A 24,732-nucleotide genomic window follows, 5' to 3' on the forward strand; every position below is an offset into this window, starting at 1 on the left:
GTGCCCACCAACGAAGAGGCGCTGGTCAGCCACCTCGGCGACATCGCCGGCGAGTACGACGCCGAGGCGAACCTGGAGCGCTTCGCGGACACTCCGGCGGGAAAGCTCTACGACAAGGGCGAGCAGGCGTTCGACGCCACGTCCAAGCTCCGGCAGGCGATGGAGGACGGCGACCTCCAGACGCTGGCGAGCGAGGGCTTCCAGACGCTCAGTGCCGCCACGAGCTTCGTGGACGAGGCGGCCGGCACCATCACCGGCATCGTGTCCGACCCGCTGGGCTGGCTGATCTCCAACGGCGTGAGCTTCCTGATCAGCTGGATCGAGCCGCTCAACGAGGCGCTCGAACTGGTCACCGGCGATCCCGAGGCACTGCAGGCAGGCGCGGACGCCTTCAACGCGCTGGGCGGGGACATCGAGCGGCTGTGCGCCGACACCGAGAAGCTGCTCGTCGAGGGCCTCGCCGGCTGGGAGGGCCCCGCTGCCGCGGCGGCGGGCGAACGGCTGGCGGAGTTCCGGGACGGGCTCAAGGGCACCGCGGGCGCCACCGGCGAGATCGCGACACTGCTCGCGGTCAGCTCGGCCGTGATGAGCGTGATCAAGGACGTGATCACCAGCATCATCAGCGACTTCGTGGAGTGGCTGATCGTGACCTGGCTCGCCGCGCTCGCGGCGTCCACCGTCACGTTCGGCGGCTCGCTCACCGTGGCGACGGGAGCCACCGCCGTGCGAGCGGGCACGGAGACCATGAAGGCCAACCGCTGGGTCCTCAAGCTCAAGCAGATCATCGACAAGCTCAACGAGCTCATCGGCAGGATCCAGGCGTTCCTGGCGAAGATCCCCGGGTTCCGGAAGCTCGCCGACGGCCTGGGCACCGCGGACAGCCGGGTCGGCAAGCTCGTCGACGGCACGCTGACCGAGAAGCTCGGCGACGAACTCGTCGGCAAGCTCAAGGACGGCACCGAGACCCTCGGCGGCGCGATCCGCGAGCGGGCAGGCAAGACGATCCGGGACTCGGCGGTCGAGGCCGCCAAGGAGAAGGTGTTCTCGACCTACGACAACGTCGCGAAGGACGGACGCGGCGAGGAGATCAAGGTCCCGGACCTGGCGGGCACCGCCAAGGCGGCCAGCGAGACCGTTCAGCCGTTCAAAGACGCCGTCGAGCGGCGGGGCGTCGCTGGGGATCCGGACATGGACGACGCCGAGATCAGCGGCAAGCTCGACTTCTGAGCCGCGCGAAAAGGGGCCCCAGGCACGCGCCTGGGGCCCCTTTCACGTGCAAAGACCTAGTCGTCCTCGTCGGGCTTGGCGTGGTCCGGCTTGCCCGGGTTGGGGTCCCTCGACAGGTCGATCGCCGGGTGCGTCGGGGCGCCCTCGGGCGCTGCGTGCCGCCCTCTCGACGGCGCCTCCTCCGGGGTCTGCTCTGCGTTCACAACGCCCTCCTCGTGTCGCTCGTGTGAACTCGCGCCTCACGCTACCTCCGCGCCCCGCCGCGGACACGACGAAGCCCCCGGCTCCGCGAAGGGAGCCGGGGGCTTCGGGACAACTCAGGTCAGCGGAAGTCGCGACCGAAGTCGTAGTCGTCCAGCGGAACCGCGGCGCCGGTGCCGGTGCCGAAGACGTCCGGAGTGTAGTAGCCGTCGTCGTAGGACGGGATGGCGTACGCCGCCACCCGGGCCTCTTCCGTCGGCTGCACCTGGATGTTCCGGTACCGGTTGATGCCGGTGCCCGCCGGGATCAGCTTACCGATGATCACGTTCTCCTTGAGGCCCACGAGCTTGTCGCTGCGGCCGTTGATCGCCGCGTCGGTCAGGACACGCGTGGTCTCCTGGAACGACGCCGCCGACAGCCACGAGTCCGTGGTCAGCGAGGCCTTCGTGATACCCATCAGCACCGGGCGGCCCGAGGCCGGCTCGCCGCCCTCGGCCACGACCGACCGGTTCGTGCTCTCGAACTTGGTCCGCTCGGGCAGCTCGCCCGGCAGGAAGTCCGTCGAACCGGAGTCGATGATCGTCACCCGGCGCAGCATCTGCCGGACGATGACCTCGATGTGCTTGTCGTGGATCGACACACCCTGGGCCCGGTACACCTTCTGGACCTCTTCGACGAGGTGCATCTGCGCCTCGCGCGGGCCCATGACACGCAGCACCTCGTGCGGGTCCGGCGTGCCCTCGAGCAGCAGCTGGCCGACGTTCACGTGGTCGCCGTCCTGCAGCGGCCCGTTCGGCGTGTTGGCCAGGCGCTGACGCTTCGACAGCTTGTCGAAGACGATCTCCTCGCCACCGTCGTCCGGGATGAGCGTGATCTTCCAGAACCGCTCGCTCTCCTCGATGCGCACGCGGCCATCGACGTCGGCGATCGGCGCCTTGCCCTTCGGGACCCGGGCCTCGAACAGCTCGGTGACACGGGGCAGACCGGTCGTGATGTCGTCACCGGCGACACCACCCTGGTGGAAGGTACGCATCGTCAGCTGCGTGCCCGGCTCACCGATCGACTGGGCGGCGACGATACCGACGGCCTCACCCACGTCGACCAGCTTGCCGGTCGCCATCGAGCGGCCGTAGCACATCGCGCAGACACCGACGGCCGACTCGCAGGTCAGCACCGAGCGGACCTTGACCTTGGTGACGCCGAAGGCGATCAGCTTCTCCATGGCCGGGTCGGACAGGTCGTCGCCCGCGTTGAGCACGACGTTGCCCTGCTCGTCGGTGACGTCCTGGGCGAGCGTCCGGGCGTACACGCTGGTCTCCACGTGCGCGCCGCGCAGCACGGTGCCGTCCGGCTGCTTCTCGCCGATCGGCCGGGTCACGCCGCGGCTGGTGCCGCAGTCGGTCTCCCGGACGATGACGTCCTGCGACACGTCCACCAGACGACGGGTCAGGTAACCCGAGTCGGCGGTCCGCAGCGCGGTGTCGGCCAGACCCTTCCGCGCACCGTGGGTGGCGATGAAGTACTCCGCCACCGACAGGCCCTCGCGGAAGTTCGACTTGATCGGCCGCGGGATGTACTCACCCTTCGGGTTCGACACCAGACCACGCATACCGGCCAGCGACCGGACCTGGGTCATGTTGCCCGCCGCCCCGGACTTCACGATCATCGAGATCGGGTTGTCCTCGGGGAAGGCGTCCTCCATGATCTCCGCGACCTCGTCGGTCGCCTGGGTCCACACCTTGACCAGCTCGTTGTTGCGCTCGGCGTGCGAGAGCTGACCACGCTGGTAGCGCTTCTCCACCTGCGCGGCCTTGGCCTCGTACCGGTCGAGGATCTCCTTCTTCTCCGGCGGCACGATGACGTCGAACATCGACACCGTGACACCCGAGCGGGTGGCCCAGTAGAAGCCGGCGTCCTTGAGCCGGTCCAGGACCTGCGCGACCTGCGTCATCGAGTACCGCTCGGCGAGGTCGTTCACGATCGCCGCCTGGCGCTTCTTCGGCAGCGGCTCGTTGATGAACGGGTAGTCCGCAGGCAGCAGGTCGTTGAACAGCACCCGGCCCAGGGTGGTCTCGGCCAGCCACGGCTGACCGGGCTCCCAGCCCTTCTCGGTGAGCTCGGCGACCTGGGCCTTGTTCGGCTGACGGTCCTTGACGCGGATCTTGATCGGCGCGTGCAGGCCCAGCGTCTTGCGGTCGAAGGCCATGATGGCCTCGGCCGGCGAGCTGAACGCCTGGCCTGCGCCGACCGCGTTCTCGTCGAGACGGGTCAGGTGGAACAGGCCGGTGACCATGTCCAGACGCGGCATGGCCAGCGGGCGGCCCGACGCCGGCGACAGGATGTTGTTCGCCGACAGCATCAGGATCCGGGCCTCGGCCTGCGCCTCGGCCGACAGCGGCAGGTGCACCGCCATCTGGTCACCGTCGAAGTCCGCGTTGAACGCCTCGCAGACCAGCGGGTGCAGCTGGATGGCCTTGCCCTCGACCAGCTGCGGCTCGAAGGCCTGGATGCCCAGCCGGTGCAGGGTCGGCGCACGGTTGAGGAGCACCGGGTGACCGGTGATGACCTCTTCCAGCACGTCCCACACCTGCGGGCGGGCCCGCTCCACCATCCGCTTCGCGGACTTGATGTTCTGCGCGTGGTTCAGGTCGACCAGCCGCTTCATGACGAACGGCTTGAACAGCTCCAGCGCCATGTCCTTGGGCAGACCGCACTGGTGCAGCTTCAGCTGCGGGCCGACGATGATGACCGAACGGCCCGAGTAGTCGACGCGCTTGCCGAGCAGGTTCTGGCGGAACCGGCCCTGCTTGCCCTTGAGCAGGTCGGACAGCGACTTCAGCGGCCGGTTGCCCGGACCGGTGACCGGACGGCCGCGGCGGCCGTTGTCGAACAGCGCGTCGACGGCCTCCTGCAGCATCCGCTTCTCGTTGTTGACGATGATCTCGGGCGCGCCGAGGTCGATCAGCCGCTTGAGGCGGTTGTTCCGGTTGATGACCCGGCGGTACAGGTCGTTGAGGTCCGAGGTGGCGAAGCGGCCACCGTCGAGCTGCACCATCGGGCGCAGGTCCGGCGGGATCACCGGGACCGCGTCGAGGACCATGCCGCGCGGGTCGTTGCCGGTGGCCTGGAAGGCCGCGACGACCTTGAGCCGCTTCAGGGCGCGGAGCTTCTTCTGCCCCTTGCCGTTGCGGATGGTGTCGCGCAGCTTCTCGGCCTCGGCGTTGACGTCGAACTCGGTGGCCAGCTTCTGGATGGCCTCCGCGCCCATGCCGCCGGTGAAGTACTCGCCGTAGCGGTCGTACAGCTCGCGGTACAGGGTCTCGTCCGCGATCAGCTGACGCGGCTCGAGCTTGGTGAAGGTGGTCCAGATCTCCTCGAGCCGGTCCAGCTCGCGCTGGGCGCGGTCGCGGAGCTGCTTCATCTCCCGCTCGCCGCCCTCCTTGACCTTCCGGCGCACGTCGGACTTGGCGCCTTCGGCCTCGAGCTGGGCGAGGTCGGCCTCGAGCTTCTGCGCGCGCGCCTCGATGTCGGCGTCGCGCTTCGCCTCGATGTTCTTCCGCTCGACGCTGATCTCGTTCTCCAGCGTCGGCAGGTCGTTGTGCCGCAGCTCGGTGTTCACACCGGTGATCACGTAGGCCGCGAAGTAGATGATCTTCTCGAGGTCCTTCGGCGCCAGGTCGAGCAGGTAGCCCAGACGCGAGGGAACACCCTTGAAGTACCAGATGTGCGTGACGGGCGCGGCCAGCTCGATGTGGCCCATCCGCTCACGGCGCACCTTGGCGCGGGTCACCTCGACGCCACAGCGCTCGCAGATGATGCCCTTGAAGCGGACCCGCTTGTACTTACCGCAGTAGCACTCCCAGTCCCGGGTGGGGCCGAAGATCTTCTCGCAGAAGAGCCCGTCCTTCTCCGGCTTCAGGGTGCGGTAGTTGATGGTCTCCGGCTTCTTGACCTCGCCGAAGGACCACTGACGGATGTCATCGGCGGTCGCCAGGCCGATCCGGAGCTCATCGAAGAAGTTGACGTCCAGCACGTCGTTGCATCCCCTTTGGGGTTGATTCGGCTAGAGGAGTCGGCTACCGGGAGCGGGGCCGCGGGAGGTGGCCCCGCTCCCGGTCGCTACGTCATTGCACGACGTCGTCCACCGAGGGCGACTCGTTGCGGGACAGGTTGATGCCGAGGTTGGCGGCGGCGCGCTCCAGGTCCTCGTCGTCGGAGTCGCGCATCTCGATCGCCGCGCCGTCGCTGGAGAGGACCTCCACGTTCAGGCAGAGCGACTGCAGCTCCTTGAGGAGAACCTTGAACGACTCCGGGATGCCCGGGTCGGGGATGTTCTCGCCCTTGACGATCGCCTCGTACACCTTCACGCGGCCGACCACGTCGTCCGACTTGATCGTCAGCAGCTCCTGCAGCGTGTAGGCCGCGCCGTAGGCCTGCATCGCCCAGCACTCCATCTCACCGAAGCGCTGGCCACCGAACTGCGCCTTACCACCCAGCGGCTGCTGGGTGATCATCGAGTACGGGCCGGTGGAGCGGGCGTGGATCTTGTCGTCCACCAGGTGGTGCAGCTTGAGGATGTACATGTAGCCGACGGCCACCGGGTACGGGAACGGCTCGCCGGAACGGCCGTCCAGCAGCGTCGCCTTGCCGTTCTCCTTGACCATGCGCTCGCCGTCCCGGTTGGGCCGGGTCGACGCGAGCAGGCCGGTGAGCTCCTCTTCCTGCGCGCCGTCGAACACCGGGGTCGCGGTGTTCGTGCCGGGCTCGACGTCGTAGAGCTCCTCGGAGAGGTTCTGCGCCCACTCCGGGTTGCCCTCGATCTTCCAGCCCTGCGAGGCGAGCCAGCCCAGGTGCAGCTCGAGGATCTGGCCGATGTTCATCCGTCGCGGCACACCGTGGGTGTTCAGGATGATGTCGACCGGGGTGCCGTCCTCCATGAACGGCATGTCCTCGACCGGCAGGATCTTGCCGATGACACCCTTGTTGCCGTGGCGGCCGGCGAGCTTGTCGCCCGGCTGGATCTTCCGCTTCTGCGCGACGTAGACGCGGACGAGCTCGTTCACGCCCGGGGGCAGCTCGTCGTCCTCCTCGCGGGAGAACACGCGGACGCCGATGACCTTGCCGGTCTCGCCGTGCGGCACCTTCAGCGACGTGTCGCGGACCTCGCGGGCCTTCTCGCCGAAGATCGCGCGGAGCAGGCGCTCCTCCGGGGTCAGCTCGGTCTCGCCCTTCGGCGTGACCTTCCCGACCAGGATGTCGCCGTCGCGGACCTCCGCGCCGATGCGCACGATGCCGCGCTCGTCCAGGTCCGCCAGGACCTCCTCGGAGACGTTCGGGATGTCCCGGGTGATCTCCTCGGCGCCGAGCTTGGTGTCGCGGGCGTCGATCTCGTGCTCCTCGATGTGGATCGAGGTGAGCACGTCGTCCTGCACCAGGCGCTCGGAGAGGATGATCGCGTCCTCGTAGTTGTGGCCCTCCCACGGCATGATCGCCACGAGCAGGTTCTTGCCGAGCGCCATCTCGCCCTGGTCGGTGGACGGGCCGTCGGCGATGACCTGGCCGGCCTCGACGCGGTCGCCCTCCGACACGATCGGGCGGTGGTTGAAGCAGGTGCCCGCGTTGGTGCGGCGGAACTTGTGCAGTCCGTAGCTCTTGCGGGTGCCGTCGTCGTGCATGATCGTCACGAGGTCCGCCGAGAGCTCCTCGACGACACCGGCCTGCTCGGCGACGAGCACGTCACCGGCGTCGACCGCGGCACGCAGCTCCATGCCGGTGCCGACCAGCGGCGACTCGGCGCGCAGCAGCGGCACGGCCTGGCGCTGCATGTTGGCGCCCATCAGCGCGCGGTTGGCGTCGTCGTGCTCGAGGAACGGGATCATCGCGGTGGCGACCGACACCATCTGACGCGGCGACACGTCCATGTAGTCGATCTCCAGCGGGTCGAGCAGCTCGACCTCGCCGCCCTTGCGTCGGCCAAGGACCTGGGCCTCGGCGAAGTGACCGTCCTCGGTCAGCGGCGCGTTGGCCTGCGCCTTGACGTAGCGGTCCTCCTCGTCGGCGGTCAGGTAGTCGACCTGGTCGGTGACCCGGCCCTCGACGACCTTCCGGTACGGCGTCTCGATGAAGCCGAACGGGTTGACCCGCGCGTAGGAGCACAGCGAGCCGATCAGGCCGATGTTCGGGCCTTCCGGCGTCTCGATCGGGCACATGCGGCCGTAGTGCGACGGGTGGACGTCGCGGACCTCCATGCCGGCGCGCTCACGGGACAGACCACCCGGGCCCAGCGCGTTGAGGCGGCGCTTGTGGGTCAGGCCCGACAGCGGGTTGTTCTGGTCCATGAACTGCGACAGCTGCGAGGTGCCGAAGAACTCCTTGATCGCCGCCACGACCGGGCGGATGTTGATCAGGGTCTGCGGCGTGATCGCCTCGACGTCCTGCGTGGTCATCCGCTCGCGGACGACGCGCTCCATGCGGGACAGGCCGACCCGGATCTGGTTCTGGATCAGCTCGCCCACGGTGCGGATGCGGCGGTTGCCGAAGTGGTCGATGTCGTCGACCTCGACCGGGACCTCGTTCTCGCCCTCGCCCATCTTGGTCTCACCCGCGTGCAGGCGGACCAGGTACTCGATGGTCGAGACGATGTCCTCTTCGGTGAGGGTGCCGGTCTCGTACGGCAGGTTCAGGCCCAGCTTCTTGTTCAGCTTGTAGCGGCCGACCTTGGCCAGGTCGTAGCGCTTCTCCTTGAAGAACAGGTTCTCCAGGAGCGTCTGGGCGCTCTCCTTGGTCGGCGGCTCGCCCGGGCGCAGCTTGCGGTAGATGTCGAGCAGCGCCTCGTCGGTGCCTGCCGTGTGGTCCTTCTCGAGCGTCGCGAGCAGGGTCTCCGAGAAGTGGAACCGCTCGCGGATCTGCTCGGTCGTCCAGCCGAGGGCCTTCAGCAGCACGGTCACCGGCTGGCGGCGCTTGCGGTCGATGCGGACGCCGACGGTGTCGCGCTTGTCCACGTCGAACTCGAGCCACGCGCCGCGGCTCGGGATGATCTTGACGCTGAAGACGTCCTTGTCGGTGGTCTTGTCGACGCTGGTGTCGAAGTAGACACCGGGCGACCGGACCAGCTGGGACACCACGACACGCTCGGTGCCGTTGATGATGAAGGTGCCCTTCTCGGTCATCACGGGGAAGTCGCCCATGAAGACCGTCTGGGACTTGATCTCGCCGGTGTTGTTGTTGACGAACTCGGCGGTCACGAACAGCGGGGCCGCGTACGTCATGTCCTTGTCCTTGCACTCCTCGACGGAGGCCTTGACCTCGTCGAAGCGCGGGTCGGAGAAGGACAGGGACATCGAACCGGAGAAGTCCTCGATCGGCGAGATCTCGTTGAGGACCTCTTCGAGGCCGCCGACGGGGTTCTCCTCGCCCTCGTTCACGCGGCGCTCGAACCACTTCTCGTCACCGGTGAACCACTGGAAGGACTGGATCTGCACGTCCAGCAGGTTGGGGGTGGGGAGGGGCTCGCGGATCTTCGCGAACGAGACCCGCTTGGGGGCTCCGGGAATTCCCGTCGGGTTCGGCTCCGTTACAGCCGAGGTGGTCGCAGCAGTGGCCTGGTTCGCGGGAGAGACTGCCAAGATGCGTCCTTCCGGGGACAATGAGCGGTGCGCAGCCGCGTTAGCAACAGCTAAAGCGACTGTCAAGGGTGCCGTGTGCCCACTATCCTAGCTTCCGTCTCCGGGCAGCCTGAAAGAGGGCAGCGCAAAGAAGCAGTCTAGCCCGAACGACGCGTTCTGTCGAGGGGACCTCTCGATGGGGCCCGCACCTCGATCACGACGTCCTCAGGCATCGCCTCCCGGCAGACCCTCCCGCAGGGTGCTGCCGTTGGCGATAAGCGTGAACCCCCGGCGCCGAAGAGTCAAGATGCCACGCGGCGAACCCGCCGGTTGGCGCAACGCCATCGCGGTCCGTACACGGCTTCGACCTGGGGATTCGTGCGCGCGGAGGCGCGCTGGGACGGTTGTGGTCACCAGGGGTTGCGGCTCGGCTCACGCCGGTCCAAGATCGTCCTCGGGTGTTGTGGCGGGGCCCCGCGGAGCGGCGCGGCGGCCCCGGTCCGGCCGCCGTGGAGGACCGATCGCGGCTGGTTTTAGTGGCGCGCTTCACGTGCCGGAGGGTGTCGTGTCGCGCGCCCCGGTAGGCCCTGGAGTCGGCTCGGGGAGTGGCGACGGGGTGAGTGCGCCGCGGCGTGCAGGCCTCTGGAACGGGCGGCGGCTGCTTCTGGTGCCCGTGGCGGCTCCGCCGTGGCCGCGTCCCGCGGACTCCCCCGCCCGAGTCGGGATCGGGCGGGCGGCGGCGCCGCGTCCGGCGGTCGGTCGCGCGGCCGGGCCGGCCTCCCCTCAGTAAGCAGAACGGCGCACCTCGGCGGGCGGGCACCGGGGGCACCGCCGCCACCGGCCAGTCGCGCGCCCTGCCGCCGGCGGGCCGGCCTCGCCCGGACAGCGGAACGGCCCGCCGGGCCGGGGGCTCGGCGGGCCGTGGTGCCGTCGGGGTCAGCGGGACGGCGCCGGCGACGCCGGGGGCTCGGCGGGCCGTGGTGCCGTTGGGTCAGCGGGACGGCGCCGGCGACGCCGGGGGCGCGCTGGACGGCGCGGGCGTGGGCGTCGGCTGGTCTGCCGCGTACGTGTCGAGCGCCGAGACCTTCCACTTCCCGTCCACGTACTGCATGTTCAGCCACAGCTGGGCGCTGCCGCTCGCGGTCTGGTTCTGGTCCGTGCGCGTCGAGGTCTGGTCGACGAACACCATGACCTTCGCGCGGTCCCCGTCCAGCATGATCACCGCGCTGCGGGTCGCCTTCACCGTGACCACGATCTTCTGCTGCGGGGCCAGCCGCTCGACCTCGCCGAAGATGCGGTTGTACGTGGCCTTCACCTCGTCGTTGAGGAGCAGGTCCTTGGCCGCGTCCTGGGTCTTCGCGATGTTGTTGAAGTCGTAGGAGAACAGCGACTCCACGGCGTTCGACGCGGCCTTGCTGACGTCCGCGGTACGAGCGGTGTCCAGCAGGGCGGTGTTCGAGGTCATCGCGTCGACGCGGTTGCCCTCGATCTTGAACCACACCGCGAACCCGGCCAGCACCAGCGCCAGGCCGAACAGCGCGCCGGCCAGGACGTACGGGCTGGTCTTGCGCCGCGGGCCGGGCTCCGCGGGCTCCTCCTCCGCCGCGGCGGCCTCGGCCTCGGCGTAGCTCCGCGGCTTCGGCTCCCCCGCGTCGCGGGCCTTCGGCCGCGGGCTCGGCCGCCGGGGCTCGGCCGGGGCTTCCGCAGCCTCAGCCGATGCGGGCTCAGCCGAAGCGGGCTCAACCGAAGCGGGCTCGGCCGGCGCCGAAGCCTCCTCGACCTCGGGCGCGCTGACCTCGTCGGTCTCGGTGTACTCCTCGTCGCGGGGCCTCGGCGAGGGGCGCCGGATCCCGGCGCCTGCGACCTTGGGGCGGCGGCGCACCGGCGGCGGCTGCCGGCGAGACGGTGGCATGACTGGTCCTCTCCTCGTACGCCTGGGGCGACGGCTACTGCCCGCTCACGAGCGGCACCGACCCGATCCCGGACACCTTCCACTCGTCACCGACCCGGGTCATCTGCACCTCCAGCCGCAACGGCTTGGCGGCGGGCTGCGCGCCCTCCTTGGTGACCAGCGTGCTGATCGCGGCCAGGAAGCTCGCCTTCCCGCCGTGCAGGTCCAGCTCCTCCACGCCGATGTCCTGCACCGTGGTGGTCACCTTGGTCTTGGCGTCGGCCATCGCCTGGCGGTAGTTCTGCTCGCTCGCGGTGATCTGGTCGACCAGCTCCTGGGTCGAGACGGCCTTCTGCTGCGCGAAGTAGGCGTCCGGGTTGGTGTAGTCCAGCTCGGTGTACGCCTTGACCGCCGTGGTGCCCGCCTTGACCACGTCGTCGCGGGCCTGGGCCAGGTCCAGGTTGTCGTCGGCGGAGGCGACCCACCACTGGACGCCGAAGATCCCGGCCACGATCAGCGTCGCCGCGGCCAGCGCGGCCGTGCCCAGCACCAGGTACCGGCCCAGCTTGTCCCCGGCCGCCGGGTCCGCGGCAGGCGGCTCCGGGAAGCCGGCGTCCTCGGTCCGTGCCTCGTCCGAACTCATAACACTCCAGAGTAGGTAGGTCGGGTGTGGGCGGCGTCAGCCGGGCAGCCCCAGCAGGGCGGACAGGCTGGTGATCGACACGCCCGGCGAGCCGACGACGCCGGGGGTGCCCCGCATGTACGCCAGCTGCTCCTCGTCGCGGGTCGAGTTCTGCTGCACGTCCTGCGGCGTCGGCGCGACCGGCACGCCGTTGTACGGCGCGTTCTGGGCGCCGCGCACGCCGATCGGGCTGCCCGCGGGCTCCGCGCAGTACGAGTTCAGGTTCGGGTCGCGCGGGGTCGTCTCCGCGCCCGTGCGGTACTCCTCCGGGCTCATGTAGCCCTTGGTGCACACCGGCGGGTCGAACAGGTTGAGCGCGAGCCCGAGGTGCGCGGTGCCGTCACCGGGCGCCACGCTGCGGGCGCCGACCGCCAGCACCGGGTAGCTGACGAGCACCTGCTGGATGCCGTCCTGCCGGGTCAGCAGCAGGTTCGACGTGGTCAGCAGGTTCGCGGTCAGCTCACCGAGACCGGGCCCGAGGTCGGTGACGAACTGGTTGAGCGTCTGCGCCGCGCCGGGGGCGACCTCGATCAGTCGCCGGATGTCGGCGTCGGAGCCCTTCAGCGTCGCCGACAGCTCGTTGAGGTTGGCGCTGAACTCCTTCAGGTTGCCCGCCTGCTGGTTCTGCGTCTGCAGCACCCGCTCGCCGGAGTCGAGCAGCTGCACGGTCTGCGGCAGGTACTGCTGCGCGGTGGCGGTGAAGTCGCGCGCGGTGTCCAGCAGCTGCTGCAGGCCCGGCCCGGTGCCGTTGAACGCGTCGTAGGACTCGTCGACGACGGTCCGCAGCGCGTCCTTCGGCACCGAGGACGCCAGGCTGTCCAGGTCGGTGATGATCTGGTCGGTGCCGATCGGCACCTGGGTCTTCGCGGCCGGGATGACCGAGCCGCCCGCGAGGTACGGACCGCCGTCGGCGACCGGCCGCAGGTCCACGAACTGCTCGCCGACGGCCGACCGGTTGGCGATGACGGCCTGCAGGTTCGCCGGCACCTGCGGGGTGTCCGGCGCGATCTCCAGGTCCGCTTCCAGCCCCTCGGCGGTGAGCCGCAGCTGGCCGACCTTGCCGATGTTGTAGCCGCGGTAGGTGACCTCGGCCCCGGTGAAGATGCCGCCGGACTGGGTCAGCTCCAGCTTGACCGTGTAGCCGGTCTGGCCGAACACCTGCCCGAGCCCGGCGAACCGGATCAGCGCGTACACCACGGCCACCACGGAGATGACCAGGAACGCGATCAGTTGGATCTTGGTCTTGCGGACCAGCATCACACACCCCCCGCCAGCAGGCCGAAGATGCCCGCGACCCCGGTCTGTTGCGGCTGCGCCCCGGTCGCGCCGGTCGCAGCCGTGCTCTGCGGCGCCAGATCCTGCGGCAACGGCAGCGGCGGCGGCTGGTTGGCCTGTTCGCCCTCGACGCCGCCGGTGAGCCCGGCCAGGCTGTCCGGCAGCACGCCGCCGAGCGGGTTCTGCCTGCTGCGGCTCAGGTTCTGCAGCACGTTCTGCAGGTTGAGGTCGATCTTGGCGTAGAGGTTGAAGTAGTCGCCCTTCACGCCGTCGACCGCCGCGTCGGTGAACGGGTAGGTCAGCAGGATCTCCAGCGACTTGGGCAGGTCGGCGCCGGCCTCGCCGAGCTTCTGCAGCGTCGGCAGCAGCGCCCGCAGGTCGGCGACCAGGTTCTCCTGGCTCTTGTTCAGCGTGTCGACGGTGACGCCGGAGAGGTTCTGCAGCGCCTGCAGCATGGTGACCAGCTGGGTGCGCTGCTGCTCCAGGACGCCGATGCCGGGGCCGAGGTCGTCGATGGCGTTGACGATCTGGTCCTTCTGCCCGGCCAGCGTGCTGGCGAGCCGGTTGAGGCCGTCCAGCGCGCGGGTGATGTCGCCGGACTGGGCGTCCAGTGTGGACACCAGCTGGTTGGCGTTGTCCAGCAGGCGCCGGATGTCCGGCTCGCGGCCCTCGGTGGCGGCGTTGAGCTCCTTGGTGATGGTGTTGAGCTGCTCGACCCCGCCGCCGTTGAGCAGCATGGACAGCGCGCCGAGCACCTCCTCCACCTCGACGCTGCGGTTGGTGCGCGCCAGCGGGATCTCCGCGCCGTCGGTGAGCGTGCCCTGCGCCAGGTCGTCGCCGGGCGAGGCCAGCTCGACGTACTTCTCGCCGAGGAGGCTGGACTGCCGGATGTTGGCGAGCGAGTTGGCCGGCAGCTTGACGTCGCCGTTGAGCTTCACGGTGACCTCGGCGTGCCAGCCGTCCGGCGTCAGGCCGATCGCCTCGACCCGGCCGACCGGGACCTCGTTGACCTTGACGCCAGCCTGCGGCACGAGGTCGAGCACGTCGTTGAACTGGACCTTGACCGTGTACGGGTGGTCGCCGAGGTCGGCGCCGCCGGGCAGCGGCACGTCGTAGATGCCGCCGAACGAGCAACTGGACAGGGTCAGCGCGCCGGCCACGCCGGCGGCGACGAGCGCGATCGTCTTCCTCATCGCGACGCCCCCGTTCCGTAGACCGTCTGCGCCAGCGGGAGCGGCAGCGGCGGCAGCTCGCCGTTCTGCAGCGCGTGCACCGTCTGCGCGACCGACGGCAGCGGCACCGCGCCGTCCAGCAGCGGCGCGACCGAGCTGCACAGGTCGCCGATCGCGTCCAGCGCGGACGGGGTCTGCTTGAGCAGGTTGCAGATCATCACGATCGGCGGCTGGGTCAGCTCGTTGAGGTTGGCCCGCGCGTCGAGCGTGCCCGACGAGCCGTTGTAGGCGTTGATCACGTTGTTCAGGCCGACCGGCGCGACGTCGAGGATCTCGGCGAGCGCGCTGCGCTGGTCCACCAGCACCTGGGTCACGCTGGCCAGCTTGTCCACATTGGACTTCAGCCGGTCGGAGTGGTTGTTGATGAACTGCTGCACGGTGGCGAGCGTGGTGCCGAGCTGCTGCACCGTGGCGGCCAGGTTGTCCTTCTCCCCCGCCAGGTAGCCGGAGACGTCGGCCAGCCGCTGCTCGAACTGGCGCACCTGGTTGTCGCTGTTGGCCAGGGTGGTGGTGAAGTCGGCCAGGTTGGAGATCGTGCCGAACAGGTCGTCCTCGTTGCCGGACAACGTCTTCGACGCCTGGCTCAGCTTGGTGATCGTGTCGTGCAGGGCCTGGCCGTTGCCGTCCAGGTTCTGCGCCAGCGTGGTCAGCAGGTCCGACAGCGAGCCGTTGGAGTTGACCCCGTTCGGGCCGAGCGAGCGGCTGATCTTGTCCAGGCTCTCGTAGAGCTGGTCGACCTCGATCGGCACCGCGGTCTTCTCCAGCGGGATGGTGGCGCCCTCGCTGATCACGTCGCCGCCGGTGTAGGCCGGGGCGAGCTGCACGTACCGGTCGCTGACCAGCGACGGCGCGACGATCGCGGCCTGCGCGTCGGCGGGCACCCGCACCGTGCGGTCGTACTCCATCACGACCTTGACCCGGTCGCCCATCGGCTCGACCGAGGTCACCTTGCCCATGTCCACGCCGAGCACCCGCACGCTGTTGCCGACGTAGAGACCGGTCGCGCTGGTGAAGTAGGCGGTGAGGTGTTTCTTGTCGGCGTCCTTGAGGGTCCACCAGAGCACGCCGGCCACGACGAGGCCGAGCACGCACGCCGCGGCGACGCCGCGCGCGAGGGATCGGCCGAAGCGGGTCTCCGTCATTTCTGGTTGCACCCCTCTTCGTTCAGGGGGCCGATCGAAGGCAGGATCAGACCGCAGATGTAGTTGTCGAACCAGTGCCCGTTACCGACGGTGTTGGTGAACACGCGGATGTAAGGCGCGAACCGGGCGATGCCCTGCGCCAGGTTGTCCTGGTTGCGCTGCAGCATCGCGGTGAGCTGGTCCAGCGAGGTCAGCACCGGCGTCAGCTGGGCGTCGTTGTCGCTCACCAGCCCCTGCAGCTGCCGGGACAGCTCCTGCGAGCCGGCCAGCAGCGTGGAGATCGCCTGCTCACGCGCCGCGACCTCCTGCAGGACGAGGTTGCCGTCCTGCAGCAGCCGGGTGAGCTGCTGGTCGCGGTCGGCCAGCGTCTGCGAGATCTGGTTGGTGTTCTGCAGCAGCTGCGCCAGCTCGGTGTCCCGCTTGGCGATCGTGTCGGACAGCTGCGACAGGCCGTTGAGCGCGCCGCGCACGTTGTCGGAGGTGCCGGAGAGCGTCTGGGACAGCACGTCGAAGGATTGGGCCAGCTGGTCCGTGTCGATGTCGTTCACCGTCGAGGACAGGTCCCGGAACGCGTCCAGCACGTCGTAGGGCGCCAGCGTCCGTTCCTTCGGGATCGGCGTGCCCGGGTCGAGCGCCTTCTCGCCGACCGGGTCGAGCGCGAGGTACTTCTGGCCGAGCAGCGTCTTGATCTTGATCGCCGCCGCGGTCTTGTCACCGAGCCAGGTGTCCTTGACCTTGAACGTGACCTTCACCGACGCGCCGTCCAGCGCAACGTCGGTGACCTTGCCGACCTTCACGCCTGCCACGCGCACCTCGTCGTCGGCCTTCAGGCCGGCCGCCTCGGTGAACTCCGCCTCGTAGCTGGTCCCGGCGCCGATGATCGGCAGGTCGTCGGCGTTGAGCGCGGCGATGAAGCCCAGCAGCATCAGCACGAGGCCGACGGCCGCGATGGGCACCGGGTTGCGCGACTGGAAGCTCCTCATGATCCGCACCGCGCCTGGGTCGCCGGCATGATCGGGAGGTTGATCTCCTGGTTGATCAGCGGCGGCAGCGACACGCTCCCGCTCGCCGAGCAGAGGTAGAAGTTGAACCAGGAACCGTAGTCGGCCGTGCGCGCCAGCGTCGTGACCTTCTCCGGCAGGAACTGGATGAAGTGCTCCACCAGTGGCTCGCTGTCGTTGAGGTTCTGGGCGAGCCCGCCCAGCGCCGAGATGTCGTTCTTGAGCGGTTCGCGTGCCTCGTCGAGGAAGCCCGCGGTCGTGTTGGCCAGCCCGCCGAGCGCGTCGATCGCGTCACCGATCGAGTCGCGGTCCTGGGCCAGGCCGGTGGTGAGCTGCTGCAGCTTGTCGATCAGGTCGGTCAGCTGCGGGGTGTGCGCGTTGACCGCGTCCAGCACCGTGTTCAGGTTGGTCACCACCTGGCCGATCACCTGGTCCTTCTGCGCGATCGTGGTGGTCAGCGACGCGGTGTGGGCGAGCAGGCTGTCGATCGTGCCGCCCTCGCCCTGCAGGACCTGGATCAGCTCGTAGGACAGCTTGTTGACGTCCTCCGGGTTGAGCGCGCGGAACAGCGGCTTGAACCCGTTGAACAGCTCGTCCAGGTCGAGCGCCGGCGTGGTGCGCTCCAGCGGGATCGTGCTGCCCGGCTTGAGCGTCTCCTTGTCGTCCCCGGCGCCCTGGCCGAGCGAGAGGTACCGCTGGCCGACCAGGTTGCGGTACTTGATCTGCACCGTGACCCCGGCGGGCAGGGTTCGGCCCTGGTCGACCTCGAAGTCGATCTGGGCCTGGCGCCGGTCGACGATCTTGACGTCGGTGACCTGCCCGACCTTCACGCCCGCGATGCGGACGTCGTCGCCGGGCAGCACCAGCGTCGCGTCGGTGAAGCGGGCGCTGTAGCCGGTGGTGTCCTGGGTGTTGATGTTGGCGATGCTGATGCCGAGGATCGCCGTGAACAACACGGTGATCACGATGAAGATGGTCAGCTTGACCAGCGGCGCGACCAGTCCCCTCACTTGACCGTCACCTCCGCACCCCGGTAGAGCGGGCCCACGAGCAGGCCGGACCAGCCTGGCATGGCCGCCGGGTCGAGGCCGACCTGCGGGCCGACGAGCTGGGACAGGAAGTCGAGCTCGGCCCGGCTGTTGGCCGGGTTGCCGCCCGCCGCGCCGCCGCCGTTGTAGCCGCCGGCGTCCGCGATGGTGTTGGCGGGCTGGAGCCCGTCACTGGCCGGACGCGAGCCCGGCGTCGGCTGTGCGCCGTCCTTGATCGGGCCCTCCGGCGGGTACTGCGGGAACGGCTGCGGGAAGTCCTTGACGTTGTAGCAGCGCGGGCCCCGCTTGTCCTCGAAGCGCGGCTCGTCGCGGCCTGCCACGTACGGCCCGCGGGTGGTGACGATCTCGATCGTCGCGTGCAGGCCGGGCTGGTTCGTGCCCTTGCCCAGCGCCTCGTCCACGTAGGGCACCAGCTCGGCCATCGAGCCGAACAGGCACGGGTACTCCGGCGCGTACTTCGCCAGCAGCTCGGCCGTCGGCCGGGAGTTCTCGGCGAGGCTGATCAGGTTGCTCGCGTTCGCGCTCACGAACGATTCCAGGGTCTGCGACGCGGCCGTCACGTTGGCGTAGAGGGCCTGCAGGTTCTGCTGCTCGTCGAACACCGTCTTCGTCGTGGTCGACAGGTTGTCCAGCGTCTGCACGAGATCCGGCGCGGCCTCGTTGAGGTTGTCGGAGAACTTCGCCAGCTCGCGCAGGTTCTCCTGCAGCTGCGGCAGGTGCGGGTTCAGGTCGCCGAAGTAGGTGCCCAGCTCCGACAGGGTCTGCCCGAGCGTCTCGCCGCGGCCCTGCAGGGCGGTCGAGATCGCGGTCAGCGTGGTGGACAGCTTCTCCGGCTGCACGGCCTGCAGCACCGGCAGCAGGTTGTCCAGGGCCTGCGACAGCTGGACCGCGTTCTGCGTGCGGTCCTCCGGGATCACGTCGCCCGCGGCGATCGTGCGCGCCGACGGCTGCTCCGGGATCTCCAGCGACACGTACCGCTCGCCGAACAACGTCTTCGGCAGGAACCGGGCGCTCACGTTCTCCGGGATCAGCTTCGCCGACTCCGGGTCCAGCGCGAGCGTCAGCGTGGCGCCCTCGGCGCTCGCGTCGATCGACTTCACCGACCCGACGATCAGCCCGCGCACCTTCACGTCGGACTGCGGCAGCAGCTGGTTGCCGACCTCGCCTGCCTGCAGCTTCACCTCGACGGTCGGCGTGAACGCCTTGTTGTACATGGCGATCGACAGCGTGACGCCCGCCGCGAGCACCACGATCAGGAGCAGGCCGAGCAGCCTGCGGCGCAAGGTCACCACAGTGATGTCACCCCGCGATCCGGACCGTCACCGAGGTCCCCCAGATGGCGAACCCGATGAAGAAGTTGATGATGGCGACCGTGACGATGCTCAGCCGCACCGCGCGGCCCACCGCCACACCCACGCCCGCCGGGCCGCCGGAGGCGCGGTACCCGAAGTAGCAGTGGGTCAGGATGATCACGACGCTGAATATCAGCACCTTGATGAACGAGTAGAAGACGTCCTCGGGAGGTAAGAACAGGTTGAAGTAGTGGTCGTACGTGCCTTCGGACTGCCCGTAGATGTAGATGACCACCAGCCGTGACGCCAGGTACGACGACAGCAGGCCGATCACGTACAGCGGGATGACCGCGACGAACCCGGCGATGATCCGGGTGGTCACCAGGTACGGCAGGCTCGGCACGCCCATCACCTCGAGCGCGTCGATCTCCTCCGAGATCCGCATCGCGCCCAGCTGCGCGGTGAACCCGGCGCCGACGGTCGCCGACAACGCGAGGCCCGCGACCAGCGGGGCGATCTCGCGGGTGTTGAAGAACGCCGTCAGGAAGCCGGTGAACGCCGACGTGCCGATCGAGTTCAGGGCCGAGTAGCCCTGGAGGCCGACCAGGACACCGGTGAACAGGGTGAGGCCGATCATCACGCCGACCGTGCCGCCGATGACCGCCAGCGAGCCCGAGCCGAAGCTGACCTCGGCCAGCAGCCGCAGCACTTCCTTGGTGTAGCGGCGGATCGTGCGTGGCGTCCACGCCAGCGCCCGGATGTAGAACGACATCTGGTCGCCGAAATTGTCCAGGATCTCCAGTGGACGGTGGGCGATCCGCTTCGCCGTCTGACCGATGTTCGCCATGATCAGCTCAGCTTTCCGGGGACGATCTGCAGGTAGATGAGCGTGATCACGAAGTTCACGACGAAGAGCAGCAGGAACGTGATGACGACGGACTGGTTCACCGCGTCACCCACGCCCTTCGGGCCGCCCGCGGGGTTCAGCCCGCGGTAGGCGGCGACCACGGCCGCGATGAAGCCGAAGATGAGCGCCTTGATCTCGCCGACCCACAGGTCGGGCAGCTGCGCCAGCGCCGAGAAGCTCGCCAGGTACGCGCCCGGCGTGCCGCCCTGCAGCACCACGTTGAAGAAGTAACCGCCGAGCACGCCGATGACGCTGACCATGCCGTTGAGCAGCAGCGCGACGAGCATCGACGCGAGCACCCGCGGCACGATCAGCCGCTGCACCGCGGAGACGCCGAGCACCTCCATCGCGTCGATCTCCTCGCGGATGGTGCGCGCGCCGATGTCCGCGCAGATCGCGCTGCCGCCCGCGCCCGCGACGAGCAGCGCGGTCACCAGCGGGGCGGCCTGCTGCACGGTGGCGAGCACGCTGCCGGCGCCGGTGTAGGACTGCGCGCCGAGCTGGCGCGCGAGGGACCCGAACTGCAGCGAGATGACCGCGCCGAACGGGATCGCGACGAGGGCCGTAGGCAGGATCGTGACGCTCGCGATGAACCACGACTGCTGGATGAACTCCCGCAACTGGAACGGCCGCTGGAAGAACCCGCGGATGATGTCCAGCCCGAGGGCGAACAGCTTCCCGGTCTCACGCAGCATTCCGATCCCGGGAACCTTGGCCGAGGAGGCCGTCGAGCTCATGCCTCACCGGCCCCCGGGCCACGCAACCGGTCGGTGGTCTCGGTTCTGCTGGGCCACCCGGACTGCGGCATGCGCGCGATTTCCTCGTCGGAGAGCTGCCCCTGGTGGTGCGTCGGCAGCGGCATGGTCGGGGCGGCGTGGCGGCTGCCGGTGTGCACCGCGCGGCGCGGCGTGACGCCGTAGTGGCGCTGCTCCTCGGGGGACAGGGACTCGATGATCCCCTCCTGCGCGGCGGGCGGCAGCGTGTGCAGGATCTTCATGACCCGGTCCTTGCGGCGGATCGCGCCCTGCCGGGTCGGCACGCCCGGGGTCGGCTGCATCTGCGCCGGGATGCCGGTGACGTCCTCGACACCGCCCGCGTGGTGGCCGGCTTCGAACATGGCGCGCTCGGCGGCCATCTGGGCGGTGTCCTTCTCCTCGGACATGCCGATCGGGCCGTCCATGCGGCCGTTGAGGAACTGCTTGACGACCGGCTCCTCGCTGGTCAGCAGCACCTCGCGGGGGCCGAACATGACCAGCTCCTTGCGGAACAGCATGCCCAGGTTGTCCGGCACGGTGCGGGCCAGGTTGATGTTGTGCGTGACGATCAGGAACGTCGCGTCGATCTGCGCGTTCACGTCAATGAACAGCTGCGAGATGTAGGTGGTGCGGACCGGGTCCAGACCGGAGTCCGGCTCGTCGACCAGGATGATCTCCGGGTCCAGCACCAGGGCGCGGGCCAGGCCGGCGCGCTTGCGCATACCGCCGGAAATCTCGCCGGGCAGCTTCTTCTCGGCACCGGCCAGACCGGTCATCTCGAGCTTTTCCAGGACGATCCGGCGGATCTCGGTCTCGGATTTCTTGGTGTGCTCGCGCAGCGGGAACGCGACGTTGTCGTAGAGGTTCATGGAACCGAACAGCGCGCCGTCCTGGAACAGCACTCCGAACAATTTTCGCGTTTCGTACAGCTTGTGCTCGCTGCACCGCACGATGTCGACACCGTTGATCATGCAGCTGCCCCGGTCGGGCTTGAGCAGCCCGATCATGGACTTCAGGAACACCGACTTTCCGGTGCCCGACGGGCCCAGCATGACCGACACCTCACCCGGAGGCAGTGTCAAGGTCACGTCCCGCCAAATGGTCTGCCGCCCGAAGGACTTGGTCAGACCCTCGATGACCACCTCGGCACCCATCGAACCTCCCGCAGCTCCGACGCCGTGGATCAACACCCTGGCACACGCCTGCCCGGCGTCAACAAGGTGCAACGAGTCAAGTCCCGAGCAGGTTACTCATGAGTTTTTCAAGCCACAATCCAGGTGAAGAGAAAAAGGCGGGCCACCCACCGGGTGACCCGCCTTTTTCGAGATGCGGAATTCGCGACTACTTGACGCTGACCTTGGCGCCGGCAGCCTCGAGCTTCTCCTTGGCCGCGTTGGCGGCGTCCTTGTCGACCTTCTCCAGGAGCGGCTTCGGGGCGCCCTCGACGAGCTCCTTGGCCTCCTTCAGGCCCAGGCCGGAGACGACCTCGCGGACGACCTTGATGACCTGGATCTTCTTGTCGCCGGCACCCTCGAGGATGACGTCGAACTCGTCCTTCTCCTCCTCGGCCGGGGCACCGGCAGCGGCGGCACCCGGGGCGGCGGCCGCGACGGCGACCGGCGCGGCGGCGGTGACGTCGAAGGTCTCCTCGAACTTCTTCACGAAGTCCGAGAGCTCCAGCAGGGTCAGCTCCTTGAACGCGTCGAGCAGTTCGTCGGTGCTCAGCTTCGCCATGATGGCGTTCCTTTCCTAACGGGTGGTACGGGGTGGGTGGTTACTTCAGCTCTCGGCGGGTGCCTCGTCGCCCTGCTGCTTGTCCGCGAGGGCCTGCGCAAGGCGGGCGACCTGGGACGCCGGGGCCTGGAACAGAGCCGCGGCCTGGGACAGCTTGGCCTTGAACGCGCCTGCCGCCTTGGCGAGGAGAACCTCGCGGCTGTCGAGGTCGGCGATCTGGTTGACCTCGTCGACGGACAGCGGGCGGCCGTCCATGTAGCCGCCCTTGATGACCAGGGCGGCGTTGTCCTTGGCGAAGTTCTTCAGGGCCTTCGCGGCGTCGACCGGCTCACCCTGCACGAAGGCGATCGCGGTCGGGCCGACGAAGAGATCCTGGAGACCCTCGATGCCGGCCTCTTCCGCGGCCCGCTGCACGAGGGTGTTCTTCGCAACCCGGTACTTGGCACTGGTGCCGAGAGCGCGGCGCAGCTCGCTGAGCTGGGACACGGAGAGGCCGTTGTACTGGGTGATGACGGTGGCCGAGCTGCTGCGGAAGTGGTCCGCGATCTCGGCGACGGCCGCCACCTTGTCCGGCTTCGCCATGGGTCGCCTCCTCTCTTGGCTGGTTTGACCGCCTTGTGCGAGGAGTCCCGGGAAGAAGAAAACGCCCACGCGCAGCAAGCACGGGGCGTGTGGCACACCAGGGGTGTGCAGCCTCGTTCTTCCTGCGCGGGCCGCCCCTCCTTGTTCCGGGGCACTTCGCTTCGCGCCTGACGGCGTGAAGAACCAGCGGTCTTCGGTAGAACCGTCGTCCATAGTACCTGGCCTGCGCGGGCGGCTTGCCGGCCCCCTGGTTACGCGGTCCGTGATGACTCGGCCACCCGGTGGCAGGCATCATGGGCGCGTGGTGGAGCAGCGACCAGGCCAACAGCCCGACGAGCCTTCCCGGGACCCCAGCGGCGAGCCGCCGGCGGGTGGCTCGGCCGTGGAACCGGCCCAGCCGCAGCTCGATCCGGAGCAGCTGCGGCAGTTCCAGCAGTTCCAGCAGTTCCAGGACTTCCTCCGCTACACCGAGGCGCAGCGGCAGAGCAACGGAGACCTGGTGCCGACGCAGAACGCGCCGGTGCAGAACGTCCCGGCCCCGCACGCGCCGGTGCAGAGTGCGCCCGGGTACGGCCCGCCCACACAGCCTGGGCACGGTGGACCGCCCGTTCCGCCACCGCCGTACGGCCAGCTCCAGCCTCTCCCCCAGCCCGGCCCGAAGATCAGGGCACCGAAGTGGGCGAAACGGCTGGCGGGGAAGCTGCTGTCCGCACTGCTGTTCCTGATCGTCCTGATCGTGGCCGGCAAGCTGGCGTACAACCACTTCTTCCCCGAGGACGATCCGGATCTACCCGCCGCCCAGACCGGCGGTGGCACGTACCACACCAACGTGCTCTACTCGGCCAACCCGTACGAAGCGGCTCGCCAGATCTACCAGCAGATCGGTCAGAACCTGCCGGACCGCGCCTGCGGCCTGATCGCACCGGAGGTGCGTCAGAAGTTCGCGAACGACCTCGGGTACGCGACCTGTGAGCAGGCGTCGGCCGAGATCTACAAGCAGGTGACGAACCGGATCAGCTGGGCCAGTTCACTGCCGTTCGGTGGCGCCCCTCCCCAGGGAGCCACCGAGGTGCGCATCGACTCCTGCGAATACGAGATCACCGGCGGCCCGGCGCTCGGTGTCTTCGTCGTCAGGGAGGTCAACACCAACCAGTGGCTCGTCGTGGGCCACGAGCCGGGCCCCACGGTGTGCCCCGCGCCGAGCACGGCGGTCACTCCCACCAGCCGATAGAAGAAGGGCCCCGGCGCAGCAGCGCCGGGGCCCTTCTCTCGAAACTACCGTCAGACGGTCGCGTCCTCGGCGAGGAGGTTGCGCGTCCGGGCGGGGTCGACCGGGATGCCGCGCCCCATGGTGGTCGAGACGACCACCTTCTTGATGTAGCGGCCCTTCGCGGCGGACGGCTTCGCCCGCAGGATCTCGTCCAGCGCGGCCGCGTAGTTCTCCACCAGCTTCTCGACGTCGAACGACGACTTGCCGATCACCAGGTGCAGGTTGGCCTGCTTGTCGACGCGGAAGTCGATCTTGCCGCCCTTGATCTCGGTGACCGCCTTCGCCACGTCGGGCGTCACGGTGCCGCTCTTCGGGTTCGGCATCAGGCCACGCGGGCCCAGGATGCGGGCGATGCGCCCGACCTTCGCCATCTGGTCCGGCGTCGCGACAGCGGCGTCGAAGTCGAGCCAGCCACCCTGGATTCGCTCGATCAGGTCGTCGCTGCCGACGGCGTCCGCACCGGCGGCCTCGGCCTGCGCGGCCTTGTCGCCGACGGCGAACGCGATGACGCGGACGGTCTTACCGGTACCGTGCGGCAGGTTCACGGTGCCGCGGACCATCTGGTCGGCCTTGCGGGGGTCGACGCCGAGGCGCATCGCGACCTCGACCGTCTCGTCCATCTTGGACTTGGAGAGCTCCTTCGCCAGCTTGACGGCCTCGAGCGGGGCGTAGAGCCGCTCGCGGTCGATCTGCTCAGCCGTCTGGCGGTAAGCCTTGCTGCGCTTTGCCATGTCTGTCCTTAGCTAGAAAGTGGATCAGTTGTGGTACGAGCCAGCGCCTGGCTCTCCCACATCCGGGAAAACCGGATTTACTCGACCGTGATGCCCATCGACCGGGCGGTGCCGGCGATGCTGCTTTTGACCAGCACTGTGCCGCCTGCTCGATGTC

Annotated in this window: 19 protein-coding genes; 2 read left to right on the forward strand and 17 right to left on the reverse strand. The window is 68.9% G+C overall.

Translation table 11 applies throughout. From position 1 onward, the window contains the following. Nucleotides 1-1,227 (forward strand): WXG100 family type VII secretion target, encoded by a 1,227-nt coding sequence (locus tag L2C96_RS25430; protein WP_237338058.1) that lies wholly within the window; start codon nucleotides 1-3, stop codon nucleotides 1,225-1,227. 56 nt (nucleotides 1,228-1,283) lie between these two features. On the opposite strand, the gene L2C96_RS25435 is transcribed toward L2C96_RS25430, so the two are convergent. The 16 genes from L2C96_RS25435 to rplJ form a co-directional block, all read right to left on the reverse strand. Continuing rightward, on the reverse strand, nucleotides 1,284-1,430 hold the full coding sequence (locus tag L2C96_RS25435; protein ID WP_020417558.1) for a hypothetical protein: 147 nt from the start codon (nucleotides 1,428-1,430) through the stop codon (nucleotides 1,284-1,286). A 119-nt stretch (nucleotides 1,431-1,549) separates the two neighbouring features. After that, nucleotides 1,550-5,461, reverse strand: coding sequence for a DNA-directed RNA polymerase subunit beta' (locus L2C96_RS25440; RefSeq protein ID WP_020417557.1), 3,912 nt, complete (start codon nucleotides 5,459-5,461; stop codon nucleotides 1,550-1,552). Nucleotides 5,462-5,552: 91 nt separating this feature from the next. Then, nucleotides 5,553-9,053 carry a DNA-directed RNA polymerase subunit beta gene (rpoB, locus tag L2C96_RS25445; RefSeq protein ID WP_027935789.1) on the reverse strand — a complete coding sequence of 1,167 codons (3,501 nt, stop codon included), beginning with the start codon at nucleotides 9,051-9,053 and terminating at the stop codon, nucleotides 5,553-5,555. A 970-nt stretch (nucleotides 9,054-10,023) separates the two neighbouring features. Further along, the gene (locus tag L2C96_RS25450; RefSeq protein ID WP_237338059.1) at nucleotides 10,024-10,944 is read right to left on the reverse strand and encodes a hypothetical protein; all 921 of its coding nucleotides are present in this window, start codon (nucleotides 10,942-10,944) and stop codon (nucleotides 10,024-10,026) included. 34 nt (nucleotides 10,945-10,978) lie between these two features. Continuing rightward, on the reverse strand, nucleotides 10,979-11,566 hold the full coding sequence (locus L2C96_RS25455; RefSeq protein WP_237338060.1) for a hypothetical protein: 588 nt from the start codon (nucleotides 11,564-11,566) through the stop codon (nucleotides 10,979-10,981). 36 nt (nucleotides 11,567-11,602) lie between these two features. After that, nucleotides 11,603-12,862 (reverse strand): MCE family protein, encoded by a 1,260-nt coding sequence (locus L2C96_RS25460; RefSeq protein ID WP_020417553.1) that lies wholly within the window; start codon nucleotides 12,860-12,862, stop codon nucleotides 11,603-11,605. Then, nucleotides 12,862-14,073: an MCE family protein gene (locus L2C96_RS25465; protein WP_020417552.1), complete on the reverse strand. Its 1,212-nt coding sequence runs from the start codon at nucleotides 14,071-14,073 to the stop codon at nucleotides 12,862-12,864. Before L2C96_RS25465 ends, L2C96_RS25460 begins: the two co-directional genes overlap by 1 nt. Continuing rightward, nucleotides 14,070-15,254, reverse strand: coding sequence for an MCE family protein (locus L2C96_RS25470; protein WP_237338061.1), 1,185 nt, complete (start codon nucleotides 15,252-15,254; stop codon nucleotides 14,070-14,072). Before L2C96_RS25470 ends, L2C96_RS25465 begins: the two co-directional genes overlap by 4 nt. After that, nucleotides 15,251-16,237, reverse strand: a complete 987-nt coding sequence (locus L2C96_RS25475; RefSeq protein WP_237338062.1) for an MCE family protein — start codon at nucleotides 16,235-16,237, stop codon at nucleotides 15,251-15,253. Before L2C96_RS25475 ends, L2C96_RS25470 begins: the two co-directional genes overlap by 4 nt. Further along, on the reverse strand, nucleotides 16,234-17,265 hold the full coding sequence (locus L2C96_RS25480; RefSeq protein WP_237338063.1) for an MCE family protein: 1,032 nt from the start codon (nucleotides 17,263-17,265) through the stop codon (nucleotides 16,234-16,236). Before L2C96_RS25480 ends, L2C96_RS25475 begins: the two co-directional genes overlap by 4 nt. Further along, nucleotides 17,262-18,596, reverse strand: coding sequence for an MCE family protein (locus tag L2C96_RS25485; protein ID WP_027935787.1), 1,335 nt, complete (start codon nucleotides 18,594-18,596; stop codon nucleotides 17,262-17,264). The genes L2C96_RS25480 and L2C96_RS25485 overlap by 4 nt, the downstream gene beginning before the upstream one ends. Nucleotides 18,597-18,603: 7 nt before the next feature. After that, entirely contained in the window at nucleotides 18,604-19,443 is an 840-nt protein-coding gene (locus L2C96_RS25490) for an MlaE family ABC transporter permease (RefSeq protein WP_020417547.1), read from the reverse strand. 2 nt (nucleotides 19,444-19,445) lie between these two features. Beyond that, a complete protein-coding gene (locus tag L2C96_RS25495; protein ID WP_017986586.1) occupies nucleotides 19,446-20,240 on the reverse strand; it encodes an MlaE family ABC transporter permease in 795 nt (264 codons plus the stop codon). After that, nucleotides 20,237-21,412, reverse strand: a complete 1,176-nt coding sequence (locus L2C96_RS25500) for an ABC transporter ATP-binding protein (protein ID WP_237338064.1) — start codon at nucleotides 21,410-21,412, stop codon at nucleotides 20,237-20,239. The genes L2C96_RS25495 and L2C96_RS25500 overlap by 4 nt, the downstream gene beginning before the upstream one ends. A 187-nt stretch (nucleotides 21,413-21,599) precedes the next feature. Further along, on the reverse strand, nucleotides 21,600-21,992 hold the full coding sequence (rplL, locus tag L2C96_RS25505) for a 50S ribosomal protein L7/L12 (RefSeq protein ID WP_017986584.1): 393 nt from the start codon (nucleotides 21,990-21,992) through the stop codon (nucleotides 21,600-21,602). A gap of 45 nt (nucleotides 21,993-22,037) precedes the next feature. Further along, on the reverse strand, nucleotides 22,038-22,574 hold the full coding sequence (gene rplJ / locus L2C96_RS25510) for a 50S ribosomal protein L10 (protein WP_017986583.1): 537 nt from the start codon (nucleotides 22,572-22,574) through the stop codon (nucleotides 22,038-22,040). A gap of 382 nt (nucleotides 22,575-22,956) precedes the next feature. Between rplJ and L2C96_RS25515 the strand changes: the two genes are divergently transcribed. Further along, nucleotides 22,957-23,805: a hypothetical protein gene (locus L2C96_RS25515; protein WP_020417544.1), complete on the forward strand. Its 849-nt coding sequence runs from the start codon at nucleotides 22,957-22,959 to the stop codon at nucleotides 23,803-23,805. A 50-nt stretch (nucleotides 23,806-23,855) separates the two neighbouring features. Here L2C96_RS25515 and rplA read toward each other — a convergent pair whose 3' ends face one another. Beyond that, a complete protein-coding gene (rplA, locus tag L2C96_RS25520) occupies nucleotides 23,856-24,575 on the reverse strand; it encodes a 50S ribosomal protein L1 (protein WP_020417543.1) in 720 nt (239 codons plus the stop codon). Between the last annotated feature and the right edge of the window lie 157 nt (nucleotides 24,576-24,732).

It is taken from the genome of Amycolatopsis tucumanensis, assembly GCF_021654135.1.
Taxonomy (GTDB): domain Bacteria; phylum Actinomycetota; class Actinomycetes; order Mycobacteriales; family Pseudonocardiaceae; genus Amycolatopsis_E; species Amycolatopsis_E tucumanensis.